The sequence below is a fragment of the Algiphilus sp. genome (genome assembly GCF_965216485.1).
Classification (GTDB): Bacteria; Pseudomonadota; Gammaproteobacteria; order Nevskiales; family Nevskiaceae; genus Algiphilus.
Map to the genome: position 1 here is coordinate 2,928,053 of NZ_OZ244162.1, position 19,566 is coordinate 2,947,618.

18 protein-coding genes are annotated in these 19,566 nt (G+C 67.1%); 1 reads left to right on the forward strand and 17 read right to left on the reverse strand.

From position 1 onward, the window contains the following. Nucleotides 1-65: 65 nt before the first annotated feature. A complete protein-coding gene (locus ACOOFO_RS13500; protein ID WP_420427272.1) occupies nucleotides 66-998 on the reverse strand; it encodes a M23 family metallopeptidase in 933 nt (310 codons plus the stop codon). Between ACOOFO_RS13500 and ACOOFO_RS13505 the strand changes: the two genes are divergently transcribed. Beyond that, nucleotides 997-1,353: a DciA family protein gene (locus ACOOFO_RS13505; RefSeq protein ID WP_420427273.1), complete on the forward strand. Its 357-nt coding sequence runs from the start codon at nucleotides 997-999 to the stop codon at nucleotides 1,351-1,353. The two genes, ACOOFO_RS13500 and ACOOFO_RS13505, sit on opposite strands and share 2 nt — an antisense overlap. Before the next feature lie 141 nt (nucleotides 1,354-1,494). On the opposite strand, the gene lpxC is transcribed toward ACOOFO_RS13505, so the two are convergent. From lpxC to rsmH, 16 genes are all read right to left on the reverse strand, one after another. Further along, nucleotides 1,495-2,412, reverse strand: coding sequence for a UDP-3-O-acyl-N-acetylglucosamine deacetylase (lpxC, locus tag ACOOFO_RS13510; protein WP_420427274.1), 918 nt, complete (start codon nucleotides 2,410-2,412; stop codon nucleotides 1,495-1,497). A 168-nt stretch (nucleotides 2,413-2,580) separates the two neighbouring features. Beyond that, nucleotides 2,581-3,780, reverse strand: coding sequence for a cell division protein FtsZ (gene ftsZ / locus ACOOFO_RS13515; RefSeq protein ID WP_420427275.1), 1,200 nt, complete (start codon nucleotides 3,778-3,780; stop codon nucleotides 2,581-2,583). 41 nt (nucleotides 3,781-3,821) lie between these two features. Then, a complete protein-coding gene (gene ftsA / locus ACOOFO_RS13520; RefSeq protein WP_420427276.1) occupies nucleotides 3,822-5,060 on the reverse strand; it encodes a cell division protein FtsA in 1,239 nt (412 codons plus the stop codon). Next, nucleotides 5,060-5,779 carry a cell division protein FtsQ/DivIB gene (locus ACOOFO_RS13525; protein ID WP_420427277.1) on the reverse strand — a complete coding sequence of 240 codons (720 nt, stop codon included), beginning with the start codon at nucleotides 5,777-5,779 and terminating at the stop codon, nucleotides 5,060-5,062. The genes ftsA and ACOOFO_RS13525 overlap by 1 nt, the downstream gene beginning before the upstream one ends. Next, the gene (locus ACOOFO_RS13530) at nucleotides 5,779-6,717 is read right to left on the reverse strand and encodes a D-alanine--D-alanine ligase (protein WP_420427278.1); all 939 of its coding nucleotides are present in this window, start codon (nucleotides 6,715-6,717) and stop codon (nucleotides 5,779-5,781) included. Before ACOOFO_RS13530 ends, ACOOFO_RS13525 begins: the two co-directional genes overlap by 1 nt. After that, nucleotides 6,714-7,670 (reverse strand): UDP-N-acetylmuramate dehydrogenase, encoded by a 957-nt coding sequence (gene murB, locus ACOOFO_RS13535; RefSeq protein WP_420429784.1) that lies wholly within the window; start codon nucleotides 7,668-7,670, stop codon nucleotides 6,714-6,716. The genes ACOOFO_RS13530 and murB overlap by 4 nt, the downstream gene beginning before the upstream one ends. Beyond that, nucleotides 7,670-9,112: a UDP-N-acetylmuramate--L-alanine ligase gene (gene murC / locus ACOOFO_RS13540; protein WP_420427279.1), complete on the reverse strand. Its 1,443-nt coding sequence runs from the start codon at nucleotides 9,110-9,112 to the stop codon at nucleotides 7,670-7,672. The genes murB and murC overlap by 1 nt, the downstream gene beginning before the upstream one ends. Beyond that, on the reverse strand, nucleotides 9,109-10,164 hold the full coding sequence (gene murG / locus ACOOFO_RS13545; protein ID WP_420427280.1) for an undecaprenyldiphospho-muramoylpentapeptide beta-N-acetylglucosaminyltransferase: 1,056 nt from the start codon (nucleotides 10,162-10,164) through the stop codon (nucleotides 9,109-9,111). The genes murC and murG overlap by 4 nt, the downstream gene beginning before the upstream one ends. After that, nucleotides 10,161-11,357 carry a putative lipid II flippase FtsW gene (ftsW, locus tag ACOOFO_RS13550; RefSeq protein WP_420427281.1) on the reverse strand — a complete coding sequence of 399 codons (1,197 nt, stop codon included), beginning with the start codon at nucleotides 11,355-11,357 and terminating at the stop codon, nucleotides 10,161-10,163. The genes murG and ftsW overlap by 4 nt, the downstream gene beginning before the upstream one ends. Further along, nucleotides 11,354-12,697, reverse strand: coding sequence for a UDP-N-acetylmuramoyl-L-alanine--D-glutamate ligase (gene murD / locus ACOOFO_RS13555; protein ID WP_420427282.1), 1,344 nt, complete (start codon nucleotides 12,695-12,697; stop codon nucleotides 11,354-11,356). Before murD ends, ftsW begins: the two co-directional genes overlap by 4 nt. Next, nucleotides 12,694-13,776, reverse strand: coding sequence for a phospho-N-acetylmuramoyl-pentapeptide-transferase (gene mraY, locus ACOOFO_RS13560; RefSeq protein WP_420427283.1), 1,083 nt, complete (start codon nucleotides 13,774-13,776; stop codon nucleotides 12,694-12,696). The genes murD and mraY overlap by 4 nt, the downstream gene beginning before the upstream one ends. Then, entirely contained in the window at nucleotides 13,757-15,178 is a 1,422-nt protein-coding gene (locus ACOOFO_RS13565) for a UDP-N-acetylmuramoyl-tripeptide--D-alanyl-D-alanine ligase (protein WP_420427284.1), read from the reverse strand. The genes mraY and ACOOFO_RS13565 overlap by 20 nt, the downstream gene beginning before the upstream one ends. Continuing rightward, the gene (locus tag ACOOFO_RS13570; RefSeq protein ID WP_420427285.1) at nucleotides 15,175-16,665 is read right to left on the reverse strand and encodes a UDP-N-acetylmuramoyl-L-alanyl-D-glutamate--2,6-diaminopimelate ligase; all 1,491 of its coding nucleotides are present in this window, start codon (nucleotides 16,663-16,665) and stop codon (nucleotides 15,175-15,177) included. Before ACOOFO_RS13570 ends, ACOOFO_RS13565 begins: the two co-directional genes overlap by 4 nt. Further along, entirely contained in the window at nucleotides 16,662-18,395 is a 1,734-nt protein-coding gene (locus ACOOFO_RS13575) for a peptidoglycan D,D-transpeptidase FtsI family protein (RefSeq protein WP_420427286.1), read from the reverse strand. Before ACOOFO_RS13575 ends, ACOOFO_RS13570 begins: the two co-directional genes overlap by 4 nt. Continuing rightward, nucleotides 18,392-18,649 (reverse strand): cell division protein FtsL, encoded by a 258-nt coding sequence (ftsL, locus tag ACOOFO_RS13580; RefSeq protein ID WP_420429786.1) that lies wholly within the window; start codon nucleotides 18,647-18,649, stop codon nucleotides 18,392-18,394. Before ftsL ends, ACOOFO_RS13575 begins: the two co-directional genes overlap by 4 nt. Continuing rightward, a complete protein-coding gene (gene rsmH, locus ACOOFO_RS13585; protein WP_420427287.1) occupies nucleotides 18,649-19,515 on the reverse strand; it encodes a 16S rRNA (cytosine(1402)-N(4))-methyltransferase RsmH in 867 nt (288 codons plus the stop codon). Before rsmH ends, ftsL begins: the two co-directional genes overlap by 1 nt. Between the last annotated feature and the right edge of the window lie 51 nt (nucleotides 19,516-19,566).

A 19,566-nucleotide genomic window follows, 5' to 3' on the forward strand; every position in this document is an offset into this window, starting at 1 on the left:
CTGCGGACAATGGACACGACTCGCTTCCCCGAGCCGGGCCCATGGCAAAGCGCGCGCGGCGCCGTCTAGCGCGCTGCGCTGATGAAGCGCGCGGGATTGACCGGCTTGCCGTTGTAGTGCACCTCGAAGTGCAGGTGAGGGCCAGTGGCGCGGCCGGAGGCACCAACCTCGGCAATGGCCTGCCCCCGTGTCACGCGCTCGCCGACGCGCACCAGCAGCTTGCTATTGTGGCCGTAGCGGGTGCTGTACCCATTGCCGTGGTTGATCTCGATCATCTTGCCGTAGCCGCTGCGCGGCCCGGAGTATTCGACGATCCCGGAACCCACCGCGGCCACCTCGCTGCCCGTCACGGCCGCGAAATCGATGCCATAGTGGCTAGCCGCGCGCCCCGTGAAGGGATCGATGCGGCGGCCGAATTGCGAGGAGATATAGCCCGCAGTCACGGGCCGCCCCTCAGGCCGGGATTCCTGGCGGACCCGCGACGCCACCAACATCTCCTCCAGCACGCTTAGCTGACGCGAACGGCTGCGGATCTTGGCTTCCAGTGCATCGAGTTCAGCGGTGAGTTCACTGAGCTCCGGCGTCACGCCCCCTGCTTCGTCCATGGGACCGCCGAGTGCCGGCGCATTCTCGAAATTGAACTCCCCATCATCAAGCTCTGCCAGTCGCGCCATACGCTCGCCGGCAGCATCCAGCCGGGTGACATGCGCCTGCAGCGTGGCAATTCGGCGAGCAAAGGCGGCCGATTCATCGTGCAGGCGCTCACGCAGCGCATCGATGGCCGCGCGCTGGTCGGCGACGTCCGGCCCCCAGACATCGACCACCTCGACGCGCTTGGGCGCCAGCCAGCTGTGCAGCTGCCAACCCGCAACCAGCACGGCGGCAAAGAGGACAGACAGCGCGAGGCCGCTGGCCACGGCAATGGCACGCGCGCGCCGGCCAGTCGCATCGAAGCGACGCGTCCAACCCCGGCGATGGTCTACGATGATTACCTGCATGGCTTATTCACAGACATCCAATTCCAGAGACGGGCGGACTTCGGCCTCGGGTAGCGAAGGCAGCCAGCTCGGCGACGTGCTTGCCTCGCGCACCGGCACGGCCGGGCGCTTGCTGGCCCGTGCAGCGCGACTGCAGCAGCTCAGTGAGGCAATCCAGAGCATGGGCACACCCTGGAGCGGACAGATACGGGTGGCGAATGTGCGCGACGGGGCAGTGGTGCTGTTTGCAGAGAATGCGGGCGCAGCGCTGCGCGCGAAGCAGGATGCCGGGCGCATTGCGGAGCGACTCCGCCAGGCGGGAGCGCCCTGCGATCGATTGATTGTAAAAACTCGACCATCACGCCAGGCACGCTGACGTAAGTCCTTTGAATGCACGAAAGCCCCTGTGATTACACTTCTTTTTCAGCCAGTGTAGGGGTGTGCCACAAAAGCGACAAGGTACGAGGGAGTAATCTTACACACGCCCGCGATGAGCTGACCAGCGGGTAGCGAGGCTCTAGGCAGTGGCAGGCAGCGCCGGACCAAACTGCACCGGCGCTTCGGCGGCATCGTCCACGGTCACCAGCTCCCAGGCGTCTTCGCATTCCAGCAGCTTGCGCGCCAGCTTGTTGTTGAGGTCGTGCCCTGATTTGAAGGCCGAGTAGGCGCCAAGGATGCTGTGCCCAACCAGATAGAGATCACCGACGGCGTCGAGGATCTTGTGGCGGACGAATTCATCGTCGTAGCGCAGGCCATCCCGGTTGAGCACGCGGAATTCGTCGAGCACCACCGCATTCTCCAGGCTGCCGCCCAGCGCCAAATTGCGCGCGCGCATGAACTCCACATCCTGCATGAAGCCGAAGGTGCGTGCGCGGGCGACCTCGCGCACGAAGGCCGTACTGGAAAAGTCGACCGACACATGCTGGCGCGTACCGCTCACCACCGGGTGGTCGAACTCGATGCCGAAGGACAGCCGGAAGCCATTGGCGGGCTCGAGCCGCGCCAGCTTGTCGCCCTCCTGCACCTGCACGGGCCGCTTGACCCGCAGGAACTGCTTGGGTGCGGCCTGCTCCACCACCCCCGCGGACTGCAGCAGGAAGACAAAGGGCCCCGCGCTACCGTCCATGATCGGCACTTCCGGCGCCGACAGCTCGATGATGGCGTTGTCGATGCCCATTCCAGACAGCGCCGACAGCAAATGCTCGATGGTCTGGACCTTTTGACCCGCTTCGTTGGTCAGGCAGGTACACAGCTGGGTGTCCGTCACCAGGTGGGCCTGTGCCGGAATCTCCGGCGCGCCGGGCAGATCAATGCGGCGAAAGACGATGCCCGTATCGGGCTCCGCCGGCTGCATGGACAGGAAGACCTTGCGACCGCTGTGCAGCCCGACGCCAGAGGCGCGAATCGGGTTTTTCAGGGTGCGTTGCTGGACCATATTCATTATCTCGCGCGGAACGCGCACCGGCAGAGCCGTTGCGTCTGTTAGCCGACCATTATGACAGCACCGTGAAGCTGTATCCACGATGAAGCCGCTGGCCACACCAAGGAACGCCCCCGCCAGCGGCCCCGTGTCGGGGCCGCTCCGGATCGCGGCCTTGTGCGCTCAGTCTGCCTGATTGCGCAGGAAGGCCGGGATATTGAGCACTTCCTCATCAGGAATCGAGTTGCTGTGGAAGTCCTGCCCCACCGCCACGCGACTCCCCGATTCGCGCATCACGGCCGGCACTTCCACCGAGCTGTGACGGGGATGGCCGTTGACGTCTGCCGCGGGCTGCTGCGGGCTGTGCTGACGGTTGATGGGCGTCACATTCGCGCTGTGCTCGGCCTGCTGATGGCTCCCGCCAAGTCCGGTGGCCACCACGGTCACGCGCAGCTCGCCGTCGAGGGATTCGTCCAGCGATGTGCCGAACTTGAGATCGACGTCGTCACTGGCGATCTCCAACACGCGGCCCATGATGCGATTGATTTCGCCCATCTTCAGCGAATGGTCGCAGGCGACGTTGACCAGGATGCCCTGGGCGTTGGTCAGCTCGATGTCATCCAGCAGCGGGCTGGTGAGCGCTTCCTCCACCGCATTAAGGGCGCGATCATCGCCGGAGGAACGACCCAGACCCATCATCGCCTTGCCACGGCTGCGCATCACGGTCGAGACGTCAGCAAAGTCCACATTGACCTGGCCCGGACGGGTGATCAGGTCGGAAATGCCCTGCACGGCGTTCTGCAGGACATCATTGGCCTTGCGGAAGCATTCCTCCATGGTGGCGTCATCGCCCAGCACGCGCTGCAGCTGCTCGTTGGGGATGAGAATGAGCGAGTCGACGTGACGATGCAGCTCGCTGATGCCGGCGGTCGCCGCGCTGTTGCGCTTCTTGCCTTCAAACATGAAAGGCTTGGTGACCACGGCCACCGTGAGGATGTCGAGTTCGCGTGCAATCTCGGCAATGACGGGGGCCGCACCCGTGCCGGTGCCACCGCCCATGCCCGCCGTGAGAAAGAGCATGTCGGTGCCTTCCAGCACGTCGCGGATGCGGTCGCGATCCTCCTCCGCGGCGGCCCGGCCTTTTTCGGGGTCGCTGCCGGCACCCAGGCCACGCGTCACAGCGGCACCGATCTGCAGGATGTTGGCCGCCTTGCTGCGGTCAAGGTGCTGACGATCCGTATTGGAGCAGATGAACTCCACCCCTTCGATGCCGGCCTCGACCATCTGGTTGACGGTATTGCAGCCACCGCCTCCCACGCCGACGACACGGATGACTGCGCGTTCCGGGGATTGCCCGTCGTGGATTTCGAATACTTCGCTCATGGTGATACCTCCTGATTGCCCGCGGTGGCGAGTCGTGATGATTAAAAATTGCCCTGAAACCAGTTGCGGACTCGCTGCCACAACTGCTTCATGCCGGCCTGATCGAAATCGACCCGCTCATGGGGTCGCTGATCACGCCCGAACAGCAGCAGGCCGACTGCTGTGGCGTATGCGGGATTCCGGGTGACATCGGTGATGCCCTTGATCTGCTCCTGCGGCAGGCCAAGGCGGACCGGAACCTGAAAGACGTCTTCGGCGAGTTCGATCACGCCGGGAAGGCGCGAGCTGCCGCCGGTGAGCACGATGCCGCTGGCGATGAGGTCGTAGAAGCCGCTGCGATGCAGTTCGCGCGCGATGAATTCGCGGAAGAGTTCTTCGTAGCGGGCCTTGATGACCTCGGCCATTTCCTGACGCGAGATCTGCCGCGCCGGGTGGTCCCCGGTCGAAGGCACTTCAATGGATTCCCCCGGCTCCAGCATCTGCGGCCAGGCACAGCCGAATTCGCGCTTGATGGCCTCCGCCGACTTGCTGGGTGTGCGAAACATGGCGGCGATGTCGCGCGTGACGTATTCACCCGCCAGCGGCACGACCGCCACATGCCGGATGGAGCCGTCCTTGAAGATCGCGATGTCGGCCGTGCCATGACCGATATCCACCAGGCAGACCCCAAGATCGCGCTCGTCGGGCTGCAGCACCGCATAGCTGGACGCCAAGGGCTCCAGAATCAGGCGGTCGATTTCCAGCCCGCAGCCTTCAATGCACTTGTAGATGTTCTGCGCCGCTGAGGTGCCCACGGAAACGATGTGCACCTTCGCTTCCAGACGGACACCGGCCATGCCGGCCGGTTCACGGATGCCCTCCTGACCGTCCACCGACCATTCCTGCGGCACCACATGCAGGACGCGCTGATCGGCGGGGATCACGATGGCGCGGGCGGCGTCGATGACGCGCTCCTTGTCGGTTTCGGTGACCTCGCGATTGCGCACCGCGACGATGCCTTGCGAGTTCACCGCACGCACATGGCTGCCCGAAATGCCGGCATAGACCGTCTGCACGCGACAGCCGGCCATCAGTTCGGCCTCCTCTACGGCGCGCCGAATCGCATTGGTGGTGGCTTCGATGTCGACCACCACCCCCCGCGACAGGCCCTTGGACGGTGCCTCGCCGTGACCGACGATCTCCATCGAGCCATCGTCCTGGACCTCGCCGACGATGACCGCGACCTTGGAGGTCCCGATATCGATACCGACCAGGAGATTGCTGTTGCCCTTCTTCGCCATTAATCGCTCTCCGGGCCGGTCTCATCCCAGCCCACTGCAAATCCATTTCCGTAGCGCAGATCGACATAGGCCACGCGCTGCATACGTCCCGCCAATGCGGGCATCACCGCCTTTCTGAGGCGCTCCGCCTGTTGTGCCGGATTGCCCTTGCCCAGCCGGAAGGCCACGCCGTCGCGATCCACCAAGGTCCAGCTGCCACGGGTCGAACGCTCGAGCAGTACCGGCTGCAGGGCACTGCCGTGCAGGGCAGCCTCGAGATCCCGATAGGCCTGGTAGGCGGTGCGGGCGTGGGCCGCATCCACGGCGAGCTGTGGCAGTCCTTTGCCGGCAAAGTCCTCGATGGCCGCCACCGTACCGTCCCGCATCAGGAAACGGCCCTCGGCCAGTGCCGCGATCGGCTCGTGCTCGTGCAGGGTGATCACCAGCCGATCCGGCCAGTCGCGTCGCACCTGAGCGCGCGCCACCCAGGGCAGCGCCTCCAGCGATTGACGCATAGCCGCCAGATCCAGGCGCGCGAACTCGGCGTCCGCAAAGGGCGCGACCACGGCGCGCACCGTTTCCGGTGCCACCCGCACCGGACTGTGCGCCAGGACGACCTGACGCAGACCGGTGTCGCGTTCCACCAGCGCGTGGGTCGTTGCCGCCGCGCCACCGGCCAGCATCATGCCGGCCAGTACCGACAGCAGGCGGCCCCGCCATAGGCAATTCATCGTAGGCATTACGCAGCCTCCATCGTGCATTCCAATAACCGCCAGCACAGGGCGTCAAAATCGATGCCCACGGCCTGCGCGGCCATGGGCACCAGCGAGTGCGTGGTCATTCCCGGCAGGGTGTTGATCTCCAGCAGCTGGGGCGCGCCGTTGGCGTCCAGCATGAAGTCGACGCGCCCCCACTGGCGCACGCCGATGGCCGCGAAGGCCTCCAACGCCATGGCCTGCAGGCGATCGCGCAGGGCCTCGTCCACCGGCGCCGGGCACAGGTAGCGCGTTTCATCGGACAGATACTTGGCGTGGTAGTCGTAGAACTCCCCCGCCGGCTCGATGCAGATCAGCGGCAGAGGCGTGCCATCAAGCACCGCGCAGGTGAACTCGCGCCCTTCGGCAAAGGCTTCCATCAGCACGTCGCCGTATTGGGCGGCATCGAGGAAGGCCGCTTCGAGCTGTTCGCCGCTGCGGACCTTGTGGATGCCGACTGACGACCCATCCGCCACTGGCTTGATGAACAGCGGATAGCCGATGTGCTCGGCGGCAGCGTGGGCCGCCGCCAGATCACCGGGCGCGGCAAAGGCAGGCGTCGGCAGGCCGGCATCGCGCCAGACCCGCTTGCTGCGCAACTTGTCCATGGCCAGTGCCGAGGCCGCCACCCCCGCGCCCGGATAGGGCAGGCCGCGCAAATCCAGCACTGCCTGCAGCTGACCATCCTCCCCACCCCGGCCGTGCACCAGATTGAGCACCCGGTCGAAGCCGTCGAGTGCGGGTCCGAGCAGCATGGTGCGGTCGACATCAAGCAGGGTGGCGTCCACGCCCTGACGCTCGAGGGCAGCATAGACATTGCTGCCGGACTGCAGACTGATCTCGCGTTCCGGCGACCAGCCACCGCACAGCACGGCGACCTTGCCGAAGGCACGAGGCTGATGAATGCGCGCGGACGGCATCATGCGCTTCCCTCCAAAGATTCATCACCCACCACGCGCACCTCGGGTTGCAGTACGACGCCGGTGCGTTCGCGCACGGTGTGCTGGATATGGGCGATCAGGCGCTCGACATCGCTGGCGCGCGCGCCCTCGCTGGTCAGAATGAAATTGGCGTGCTGCTCGCTGACTTCAGCGCCGCCCACGCGATAGCCCTTGAGGCCCGCAGCCTCGATCAGTCGGGCGGCGAAATCGCCTTCCGGGTTGCGGAAGGTGGAGCCGGCGCTGGGTCGGCCGACCGGCTGGGTGGCTTTGCGCCGCGCCAACTGCGAGCGTACCGCCGCAGCATGGCTGCCATCCTCGTCGGCCTGCACCGTGAAGCGCGCGGCAATCAGGCCGATGGCGTCTTCCGGCAGACGCACCTCGCGGTAGGCGAAGTGCACCGTCTCCGGCGACAGCCAGCGCGTCGTGCCACCGCGCTGCACGATCTCGACCGCGGCCACGGCCGGCCAGGTTTCACCGCCCCATGCGCCAGCATTCATGGCCAAGGCACCGCCTACGGTCCCGGGAATACCGGCCATGAAGCCAAGCCCCGCCAGTGCGGCGCGCTCGGCGAACTTGGCAAGGCGCGCGCAATGGACACCGGCTTCGGCATAGACCCGTGCCCCGGCCGGCAAGGCAACATCACTCGCCAGCGGGTGGCCGTCCGCCGTCTCCAGATGGAGACGGTTGAGGGCGCCATGCAGCACGATCACGGTGCCACGCAGCCCGCCGTCGCGGACCAGGAGATTGCTGCCAAGGCCGATCCAGTGCAGCGGCTCCTCCGCCGGAAGCTCAGCAATGAAGGCGAGCAGATCGGTGCGGTCGGCAGGGAGATACAAACGGTCAGCAGGACCACCCACACGCCAGGAGGTGTAACGCGCCAGAGGCACGTGATGTTCAAGACGCCCCTGCAAGGCGCTGCGGTCAGCACAGGCGATCACGAGGATGCCCCCGGGGCAAAGGCCGCGCGCAGCTTGGCGGGCAGCAGACCGATGTCGCCGGCGCCCAGGGTGAGCACGACATCACCGTCGCGCACCACATCCGGCAGCACCTCCAGAACCTCGTCAGGGTTGCGCACCACCACCGGCACGACCTTGCCGCGCGCCCGGAGCGCGGTGGCCAGGTCGTGCGAACGCGCACCGGCAATGGGCGTTTCCCCGGCGGCGTAGACCTCGCTGAGAATGACCGCGTCAGCGGTCGAAAGCACGGCGGCAAAGTCGTCGAAGCAGTCGCGCGTCCGGGTGTAGCGGTGCGGCTGGAAGGCAACGACCAGACGGCGCGCCGGCCAGGCGGCGCGGACGGCCTCGAAGGTTGCCTCCAGTTCGCGCGGGTGGTGTCCGTAGTCGTCCACCAGCGCCACCGAGGCAGTACCACAACGCAGGTCGCCACAGGGCTCCAGTCGGCGACCGATGCCCTGGAAACCGCTCAGCGCGCGGCCAATCGCCTCCCAGGACACCTGGAGCTCCCGCGCCACCGCAATGGCACACAGGGCATTGGAGACGTTATGGCGACCCGGCATGGCCAGGAACAGCCGCTGCCCGTCGCCATCGGGGGGCTGCACCGTGAAGCGGGTGCCACCCTGCCCGGGCTCAAGCTGGGTGGCGCGATAGTCGGCCTCGACTTCGAGGGCATAGGTCGTGATCGGGCGACCAATCTGCGGAATCAGCTGCTGGTTGTGCGCGTCATCGGCGCAGATCACCGCCAGGCCGTAGAAGGGCAGGCGTTGGAGAAATTCCACATAGGTCGCGCGCAGGCGCTCGAAGTCGCCGCCGTAGGTTTCCAGGTGATCGGCGTCGATGTTGGTCAGGGTGGCGATCAGCGGATTCAGATGCAGGAAGGAGGCATCGCTCTCGTCGGCTTCGGCCACCAGATACTCGCCGGCGCCCAGGCGCGCATTGGCCCCGGCGGACTTGACGCGGCCCCCGACCACGAAAGTGGGATCGAGTCCGCCTTCGGCCAGCAGCGCTGCCACCAGACTGGTTGTGGTGGTCTTGCCGTGGGTGCCCGCGATAGCGATGCCGTAGCGGAAGCGCATGAGCTCGGCCAGCATTTCGGCGCGCCGCACCACGGGCGTACGCGCCGCCCGCGCCGCCGCCACTTCGGGATTGGTCGGATCAATGGCGGTCGACACCACCACTGCGTCGACCTCGGCCACATTCTCGGCGCGGTGCGCCGGGTACACGGTGGCGCCCAACGCAGCCAGTCGCTCGGTCACGGCGGAGGCGCGGGTATCGCTGCCGCTGACCGTATAGCCAAGATTGCACAGCACCTCGGCGATGCCGGCCATGCCACTGCCGCCAATCCCGACGAAGTGCACGCGGCGCACGCGGCGCATGGGACGGCTACGCATATCGGTGCTCTGGGGGTCGTGCGGATTCATGGCCGCGCCACCTCCAGACATGCCGATGCAATGCGCTGCCCGCTGTCAGGCATCGCGGCTGCACGCGCGGCTTGCGCCATCTGCAGCAGGCGGTCTCGGTTACCGATGTCCTGCAGCGTTTCAGCCAGGCGCTGCGGCGTCAGCACCGCCTCCTGAATCAGGACGGCGGCGTTGCGGTCCACCAGATGCTGACCGTTGCGTGTCTGATGATCGTCGACCGCCGCTGGAAAAGGCACCAGGATGGCGCCTACGCCCGCTGCAGCCAGTTCGGCCACGGTCATGGCGCCGGCGCGGCACACCACCACGTCGGCCCAGGCGTATGCCGCGGCCATGTCATCGATGAAGGCATCGACGCGCGCGGCCAATCCGGCTTCGGTATAGGCCTGCTGCGCCACCTCCACCGTGCGTCCGCCCTGATGCCATACCTCGAAGTGGCCCGGTGCGCCCAGCGCCAGCGCCTGCGGCACCCGCTCGTTGAGCGCACGCGCACCCTGCGAGCCCCCCACCACGAGCAGGCGCAGCGGGCCATCCCGGTCGGCGAAGCGCTGTTCCGGGAAAGGCAGCGCCGTGAAAGCCGCACGCACGGGATTGCCCACGGAAGTGGCTCCGGGCAAGGCATTCGGAAAGGCCTGCAGGACGCGGCGCGCGAAGCGCGCGAGCAGCCGGTTGGTCATGCCGGCCGCGGCATTCTGTTCGTGAATCACCAGGGGACGACGCAGCAGCCAGGCGGCGATGCCACCCGGCCCGGCGGCAAAACCGCCCATGCCCAGGACCACGGCGGGCTGCATGCGGCGCACGATGGTGAGGGCCTGCAGAATCGCGCGCAGCACAGCGAAAGGCGCCACGACGAGTCTCCGCCAGCCGGTGCCGCGCAGGCCGCGAACATCGATGGTACGCAGCGGGATGCCGTGTTGCGGAACGACCCGCGCTTCCAGACCCGCGGCAGTGCCCATCCACTCCACCTCGTGTCGCTCGGCGCGCAGCAGCTCGGCCACAGCCAGTGCCGGGAAGACATGGCCGCCGGTGCCGCCCGCCATGATCAGCACCTTCATGCCGTCACCCCCTGGCGGGAGACGCGGCGACGACTGTCTCCATCGGCGCTGGCTGGCGCGGCGGCACGATTCTCCACATCGATGCGCAGCAGCAGGCCGACCATGGCGCACACGGTGAGCAGACTCGAACCGCCGTAGCTCATCAACGGCAGGGTGAGCCCCTTGGTGGGCAGCAGCCCCATGTTGACGGCCATGTTCACCAGCACCTGGAAGGCCAGCCAGTAGCTGAGCGCATAGCCCAGATAGGCGGCAAAGCGCGCACCACGTGCTTCGGCCTCGGCCGCGATGGCCACGCCGCGCCACCACAGCGCGATGTAGAGCGCGAGCATTACCAGTACGCCGAACAGGCCGAATTCCTCGGCATAGACGGCGAAGATGAAATCGGTGTGCTGCTCTGGGAGATACAGCATCTTCTGCAGACTGTTGCCCAGCCCTTCCCCGAACCAGCCACCCCGGCCGATGGCGATCAAGGACTGCGACAACTGCCATCCAGCCGACTCGACGTGCTGCCAGGGATCAGAGAAGCCGAGCAGACGGCGCAGGCGGTATGGCTGGGTGATGGCGAGCACGGCGAAAGCGCCTACCGTGAGCAGCATCGGTGCCACCAGATAACGCAGCTTGACGCCCCCAAGGAAGAGCATCAGAAAGCTGATGCCGGCGAGGATGACCGCGGCGCCAAAGTCCGGCTGCAGCAACAGCAGGGCGCATGCCAGTGTGATCACCAGCAAGGGCTTGAGCAGCCCCCGGAACTGGTGCTGCACCTCCAGCTGACGGCGGACAATGAATCCGGCGAGGTAGAGCACGATGGCCAGGCGCGCGGGCTCGGAGGCCTGCAGATTGACCGGACCCAGGTCGATCCAGCGGCGCGCGCTGTTGATCTCCACTCCGATGCCGGGCACTAGCACCAAGAGCAACAGCACAAAAGCCACGCCCAGCAGCAGCATGCCGTTCTGGGCGAAGGCCGCCAGCGGAATCTGCATCAGGGTGGCCGCCACGAAGACGCCGAGCGCGGCGTAGACCACCTGCTTCCAGAACAGTGTCAATGCGCCACCGCTGCTCTGCTCGGCGACGGCGACCGAGCTCGACGCCACCATGACCAGCCCGAGCAGCAGCAAGGTCACAGCCAGACCCGCCAGCCAGCGGTCCGGCATGGGGGCGCGCACGGCAAAGTGGGCGAGCTGATCGCGGATCATGCCGCCGACTCCTTGGCGAGGCGCGCGAAGGCGTCGCCACGCGCGCGATAGTCCGGGAACTGATCGAGGCTCGCGCAGGCCGGAGACAGCAGAACGGTATCGCCATCCCGTGACCCCTCCGCGGCTTCTGCCACCGCCTCGGCGAGGGTACGCACCCGGCGCGTGTCCACGCCGACGGCATCCAGCGCCGCACCCAGCAGGTCGGCGTCCTGTCCGAAGACAATGGCAATCCGCGCCTGCTGCGCCAGTGCGTCTGCCAATGGCCCCATGTCCTGACCCTTGGCCTGACCACCACCGATCCAGATCAGCGGGCCCGACATGCCGGACAGGGCCGCCAGTGCGGCGCCCACATTGGTCGCCTTGGAATCGTCCAGCCATTGCACGCCACCCGCGGCGTGCACCAGACGACAGCGATGCGGCAGACCGTCGAAGGTCGCCAGCGCGTCCAGGCACGGTGCGCGCGGCATGCTCGCGGCTTCGGCAAGAGCCAACGCGGCGAGCGCATTGGCCTGATTGTGCAGGCCCCGCAGCGCAATCTGATCGGTCGGCACCAGCCGCGTGCTGCCCACGGCCAGCCAGTCGCGGCCATCCATCCGCAGGATGCCGTAGTCGGCCTCCGTCGGCGGCGCATCCAGAGCGAAGGAGCGGCGTTGCCGTGCCTGATCGCTGCCCTGCAGGGTGGCGGCGTCGGCGCGATTGACCACCGCCGTGCCGCAGCGCCGATAGATGCGCGCCTTGGCCGCACCGTAGGCTTCCATGGAGCCGTGGCGATCGAGATGGTCCTCGGACAGATTGAGCATGGTGGCCGCGGCGACCGCCAGGGTGCTGGTCACTTCGAGCTGGAAGCTGGACAGCTCGAGGATGTAGAGATCGTGCTGCGACTCCAGCAGGTCCAGCGCCGGCGTACCGAGATTGCCACCGACGCCGGCATCGATGCCGGCGGCGTCTGCCATCGCGCCCAACAGCGCGGTGGTGGTGGACTTGCCATTGCTACCGGTGATGGCCACCACCGGCGCCTCGACGGCGCGGGCGAAGAGCTCGATGTCCCCCATGACGGGCAGGCCGGACGCGCGCAGTTCCGCCACAAAGGGCGTCTGCGGCGAAATCCCGGGCGACAGCACCACGGCGTCGTAGCCTTCCGCGCCACGCGGTGCTGAGAATGCGCCGACCGCAAAGCGGCACTCCGGATAGCGCGCGCGCAGGTGCTCGATATCCGGCGGCTGCGCGCGATTGTCGGTAGCGTCGGCCTGCAGCCCGCGTGCCGCGCAGAAGCGCAGCACAGAGGCCCCGGTCATCCCGAGGCCCACCACCAACAAAGGCTTGGCGTGTCCGAGCGTCATCGAATCTTCAGCGTCGACAGACCAATGAGGACAAGCACGAGCGTGATGATCCAAAAGCGCACGATGATGCGCGGCTCGGGCCACCCCTTCAGCTCGTAGTGGTGGTGAAGCGGCGCCATGCGGAAGATGCGCTTGCCGCGCAGCTTGTAGGAGCCGACCTGGAGAATGACCGACAGCGTCTCGGCGACGAAGATGCCGCCCATGACGAAGAGCACCAGCTCCTGGCGCACCAGCACGGCCACCACCCCCAGGGCAGCGCCCATCGCCAACGCACCCACATCTCCCATGAAGACCTGGGCCGGATAGGCGTTGAACCAGAGAAAGCCCAATCCGGCCCCTGCAATGGCCGTGCAGAAGATGGCCAGCTCGCCCACACCCGAAATGAAGGGAATGCCCAGGTAGTCGGCAATAAAGGCATTGCCGTGGGCGTAGGCGAAAATGGCCAGCGCCGATGCGATGATCACCGTCGGCATGATGGCGAGGCCATCCAGCCCGTCCGTGAGGTTCACGGCATTCGAGGTGCCGACGATGACCAGATAGGCCCACAGGATGAAACCCGGACCCAGCGGTATCACGACATCCTTGACGAAAGGCAGGATCAGGCCCGTCTCGACGGGCGACCGCGCCGTGAAATACATCACGGTGGTGGCCGTGAATCCGGCCAGCGACAACCAGAAGTACTTCTGGCCGGCGCTCAGCCCCTTGGACTTGCCGTAGTGCACCTTCTTGTAGTCATCGACAAAGCCCACGGCGCCGAAGGCAATGGTGACGAAGATGGCGATCCAGACATAGTGATTGGTCAGATCGCTCCACAGCAGCGTACCGACCACGACGGCCACGATGATGAGCGCTCCCCCCATGGTGGGGGTGCCGGACTTGATGAGATGCGTCTGTGGCCCATCGGTACGCACCACCTGGCCGATCTGGTTGATCTGCAGGCGGCGGATCATCCACGGCCCGGCGATGAAGGAGAAGATGAGCGCCGTGAGCACCCCGAGCAGCGAACGGAAAGTGAGGTACTGGAAGACGCGGAAGCCACTTTCCAGTTCCTGCAGAATCTCACTGAGGTGATACAGCATGCGACGCCCCCCGTTCGTTGTCTTTGTTGTGATTGCTCGCGACGGGCGGCGGGCACAGAGCCTGCACCACGCGTTCCATCCCGGCGCTGCGCGAACCCTTGACCAGAACCACCCAGTCGCGCGACGCCAGTGACGGAAGGGCGGCTGCGAGAGCGGTCGCGTCATCAAAGGATTGCGCGGCCTCACCAAAGACAGCGGCTGCCTGCGCGGCCAGCGGTCCAGCGGTGTACAGACCTTCGATGCCGGCGGCCCGGGCGCGACGCCCGGCCTCGGCGTGATGCTCGGCGGCCGTGGCACCCAGCTCCGCCATGTCGCCAAGGACGAGGACGCGTGTGCCCTGGCTCTGCGCGAGCACCGCGATCCCGGCGGCCAGTGAATCCGGATTGGCGTTGTAGCTGTCATCCAGCACACGGCAGCCCGCGGCCCCGTCGCGCCAGACCAGACGCCCCTGCACGGGCTGCGCGCGGCTGAGCCCCTCGGCAATGGCCGCTGGCGCGATACCCAGCGCGTGGGCCGCCGCCGCCGCGGCCAGCGCGTTGGAGACATTGTGTCGGCCGGGCAGCGGCAGTTGGACCGGTACGCGGGCCTCGCCCAGGCGCAGCATGAAATGCATCCGGGTAGGCGCCTGCACCGGCTCGGCGACGATGGCCTCGGCCGCGACGTCGACGTCGGCGGCGTCTATGCCGAATCGCAGACAACGCCGGCTGCCGGCCGCCTTCTCCATCAGTGCCACGCAGGGATCGTCGGCGTTGATCACGGCAACGCCGTCGTTGGGCAGTCCTTCGAGCAATTCGCCGCCCTCGCCCTGTGCCGCGGCCTCGCGCGAGCCGAAGCCATCGAGATGGGCGTTGCCGGAATTGGTCACCACGCCCACGGTGGGCCGGGCCATCGCAGTCAGGGCAGCGATCTCGCCCAGGTGATTGGCGCCCATTTCAATGACCGCAACGCGGTGCACATCGCGCAGGCGGCTGAGCACCAGCGGAACGCCAATATGGTTGTTGAGGTTGCCGGTGGTAGCCAATACCGGCGCCATGGGTGCCAGCACGGTCTCGCACAGTGCACGCACCGTGGTCTTGCCATTGGCACCGGTCACGCCCACCAACGGCAGCGCGAACTGCGCCCGCCAGGCAGCGGCGAAGCGCTGGAGTGCGGTCAGCGGGTCGTCCACCACCACCTGGGTGATATCGGCGTCCGTCGCGTGACCCACCACTGCCAATGCAGCGCCGGCGCCGGCCACCTGATCCAGGAATTGATGGGCATCGAAGCGCGGGCCACTGAGAGCAAAGAAGCAGTCGCCGCGCGCCACCGCGCGGGAGTCGGTCACCACCGCCTCGAAGCGCACGTCATTGCCGTGCAGTTGACCATGCACGGCAGCGGCCAGTGCGGCAGCGGAACGCATCATGGAGCGGACTCCAGGCCAAGGGCGGCACGGGCGTGCTCGATATCCGAGAAGGGGTACTCCACGGCGCCATACTGCTGCGTCGTCTCATGCCCCTTGCCGGCGATGAGCACGATATCTTCCGCCTTGGCCGAGCGGATGGCGTGGGCAATGGCGTCGGCACGGCGATTGATGGTCTCGACATGCCCGTGCGCGCCCACGCCTTCAGCGATGGTCGCCGTGATGGCTTCGGGGTCTTCGCTGCGTGGGTTGTCGTCGGTAAGCACGATATGGTCGGCCACCGCGGCCGCGGTCTGCCCCATCAGCGCGCGCTTGCCGGTGTCGCGATCGCCGCCGCAGCCAAAGACGCACCACAGCTTGCCGCGGGCATGGGCCTTGCTGGCGAGCAGGGCCTGGCTGAGCGCCTGCGGCGTGTGGGCATAGTCGACGATGACCAAGGGCTTTCCACTGGCGCGCAATGGCTGCATGCGGCCGGGAACGACGCCAGCCCGCGACAGCGCGGCAGCCACCTGCTTCAGGCCATAACCCTGCGCCAGCAGGGCGGCACCCACTGCCGTGAGATTGGAAACGTTGAAGCGGCCCATCAGAGGCGCCTTGACCTGCGCCTGCTCGCCGTCGCAGGTCAGCATGAAACGCACTCCTTCCTGCGTGAAATGTGGATCCATGGCGCGCACGCGTGCCTCGTGGTCCAGGGCGTAGGTCCAGGCCTGCGGCATTTCCACGATCCATTCACGGGCCACGCGATCGTCGGCGTTCAGCACCATGCACTTGGGTGCACATTCGGTGAACAGGCGCTTCTTGGCGGCATGGTAAGCCGCCACATCGACGTGATAGTCGAGGTGATCGCGACCGAGATTGGTCAGCACTGCGCAGTCCACGTGCGTGCCAGCCAACCGTCCCTGATCGAGGGCGTGGGAGGACACTTCCATGACCACGGCGCGCACTTCGGCGTCGCGCGCCTCGGCGAGGGCAGCCTGCAGACGCAGTGGATCGGGGGTGGTGTGCTGGGTGGCGGACAGCCCTGTCGGACAGCCGGCACCCAGCGTACCGATGTAGTGCGCCGATACCCGCAGATGCGCCAGTGCCCCCGCCATCAGCCAGGCAACCGAGGTCTTGCCGTCGGTGCCGGTAATGGCCGTGATCCGCAGCGAAGCGGAGGGGTCGCCCTGAAAACGCGATGCAATGAGACCCATACGCCGGAACAGATCGGGGACGGCCACAGCCGGCACCGACAGATCCGGCGCCACCGCACCCGCGCCGGATTGGTAGACGATACAACTGGCGCCGCGCTCCACCGCGTCGGCGGCGAAGGCCAGGCCGTGCATGCGGGTCCCCTGCACCGCAAGGAAAATGTCGCCCGCGCTTACGGCCTGGCTGGACAGGGCCAGTCCGGTCACCGGCAGATCGGGCACGTCGGCGGCGTCGGTGAGTCCGTCGAGCAGTTGCGGCAGCCGTGGGGTGTCGTCCAGGTAGGGACCTTGTCCGGTCATGAGCGCGGCTCCTCTTCCGCAGTGGCCGCTGTCGTGAAGCCGGGCACGACGGGGGCGCGCGGCGATAGCTGCAGCCAGTGGGCGGCGCCCTGCATCACGCGCGAGAACACCGGCGCGGCCACCACGCCGCCGTAGAAGCCACCGGCACGGGGCTCGTCGATCAGCACCAGACCCACCAGGCGCGGGTTCTCGGCGGGCAGCATGCCGACGAAGAGGCCCTGGTGGCGATCGGCCGAGTATCCACCGGCCCCCACCTTGCGCATGGTGCCGGTCTTGCCCGCCACGCTGAAACCGGGCACGGCGGCACGCGCGGCCGTGCCGTCCTCGCTAATCACGGTGCGCAGCATGCCGCGCACCTGGCGCGCGGCATCAGCCGAAATCACCCGCTCAGGGGGCACAAGCGCCTCGTCGGTACGCAGGCGCAAGCCGGGAAGCTGTCCGTCGTTGGCCAAAGCCGCATAGGCCCGTACGAGCTGGAGCGCGCTGCTCGACAGACCGTAGCCATAGGAGGCGGTGGCAACCTCCACCTCATCCCAACTGCGCCAGAAGGGCAGGCGCCCGCTGGCGGTGCCCGGGAAGCGCATGTAGAGCGGCTTGCCGAACCCAAAACGATCGAAGGCGGTAAACACGGCCTCGGCGCCCATGTCCAGACCCAGCTTGGCTGCACCCACATTGCTCGATTTCTTGAGCATGCGTGTCAGATCGACCTCGCCGTAGGCGTGCACGTCCTGCACCGTCAGTCGGCCGACCTGCATCCAGCCATCCCCGGTCTGATAGCGCGTCCCGGAATCGACCAGCCCGCGGTCGAGGGCGTGCGCCACCAGCAGCGGCTTCACCGTCGAGCCGGGTTCGAAGACGTCGGTCATCGCCCGGTTGCGCATGGCGCTGCGGTCGATGGCGTTGCGCCGGTTCGGGTTGAATCCGGGACTGCTGGCCATCGCCAGGATATCGCCGCTGCGTGCGTCAACCACCACCACCATGCCGCCCTTAGCGTCATGGCGCTGCACGGCCGCCTTGAGCTCGCGATGCGCGAGATATTGCAGGCGCAGGTCGATGGTGAGCTGCACATCCTGCCCCGGCCGCGCCGGCTTCACTTCGATGCCCGTCTCGACCACGCGGCCATCGCGCGCGCGAATCACGCGTCGCTTGCCGGGCTCGCCGGCGAGGGTCTGCTGATCGATGGCCTCGACCCCCTCCAGCCCCTTGCCATCGATATTGGTGATGCCGACGATATGCGCAGGGATCTCACCCGCCGGATAGAAGCGCCGATATTCGCGCGAGGTAGCCACACCGGGCGCGTTCAGCGCGGTGATTCGGCGCGCCTCGGCTGGTGACAAATGACGCGCCAGCCAATAGAACTGGCGATCGCGACGGGCTTCGAGCTCGCGCCGCAGTGCGCCGCTGTTGCGATCCAGCAGACGGGCGACGGCCTGCAGGTGCTCGGGCGCGGCCAGCAAATCGGCCGGCACCACCCACACCGACTCCACCGGCGCCGATACCGCCAGGGGCTCGCCGTTACGGTCGACAATGGCGCCGCGATTGGCCGGGATCTCGACGTGGCGGATGGCCCGCTTGGCGCTCTCGTTCTCGAGGAAGGCACGGTCCAGCACCTGCAATTCAAAGGCACGCAGACCCACCACCACCGCCCCGGCGATGACGAAGCCGCTGAGCAGGTGACGGCGCCAGCGCCCGACGTCGCGAATCTGCGGCTTGCGCGCGGCGCGGCTCATCGATGCGGCTCCACGACGGTCCGGTTATCGGGCAGACGCATGCCGAGGCTGGCGCGTGCCGCCTGATCGATGCGGCCAGGGTGAGCCAGCGAGGCCTCTTCCAGCTGCAACTGCCCCATCTCGACAGCCAGCTCGTGCTGCTTGGCGCGCAGCACCTCGACCTCGCTGACCAGCGCGCGATGGGTATGCGTACTCCACACCACACCCACGGCGGAGATCACCAGTGCCGCGGCAAGCAGCGTGCGCAATAGCATCACGGCAATACCTCCGCCACGCGCAGCACGGCGCTCCGTGCGCGCGGATTGTCGGCGGCGTGGCGATCGTCCGCCAGCACCCGCTGCACGGCCTTGACGCGAACATCGTCGCGGATGAAGCGCTTGACGATGCGGTCTTCCAGCGAATGAAAGCTGATCACGACCAGCCGCCCGCCAGGGGCCAATACGCCGGCCGCCTGCTCCAGCCCGGCCTTCAACACCTCGATTTCCTCGTTGATGAAGATGCGCAGGGCCTGGAAGCTGCGCGTGGCGGGATGGATGCGACCGCGCCGCGGCTGCACCTTGCTGATGATCTGGGCGAGCTGATGCGTGGTCACGATCGGCTCGCGCACCCGCGCCTCGACGATGGCACGGGCGATGCGGCGACTGGCCCGCTCCTCACCATAGTGATAGAGCACATCGGCGATGGTGGTGGCGTCGGCCTGCGCCAGCCAGTCCGACACCGCCTCGCCACGCGTGGGGTCCATGCGCATATCCAGCGGACCGTCGTGCTGAAAGGAGAAGCCGCGCTCCGGCGTATCCAGCTGCGGTGAGGACACGCCCAGATCCATGAGCACGCCATCGATCCGGCCCATCAACCCCTGATCCTCGGCCCAATCGCGCAGACCATCAAAACGGCGGTGCACGATGCCGAAGCGGGCGTCGTCGCCGAAGCGGGCCCGCGCAGCCGTCACGGCATCCGGATCCTGGTCGAAGCCCTGCAACGCCCCCGACGGACCCAGCACATCCAGAATCGCCTGGGCGTGCCCGCCGCGACCAAAGGTGGCGTCCACATAGCGGCCGTCGGCGCGCACCGCCAGCCCCGCAAGCGCCTCATCCAGCAGTACGGGACGATGGCCGGACATATCAGCGGTCGGCGAACCGCCCGGGTGGCATCGGGAGGTGGTGGTGTAGGC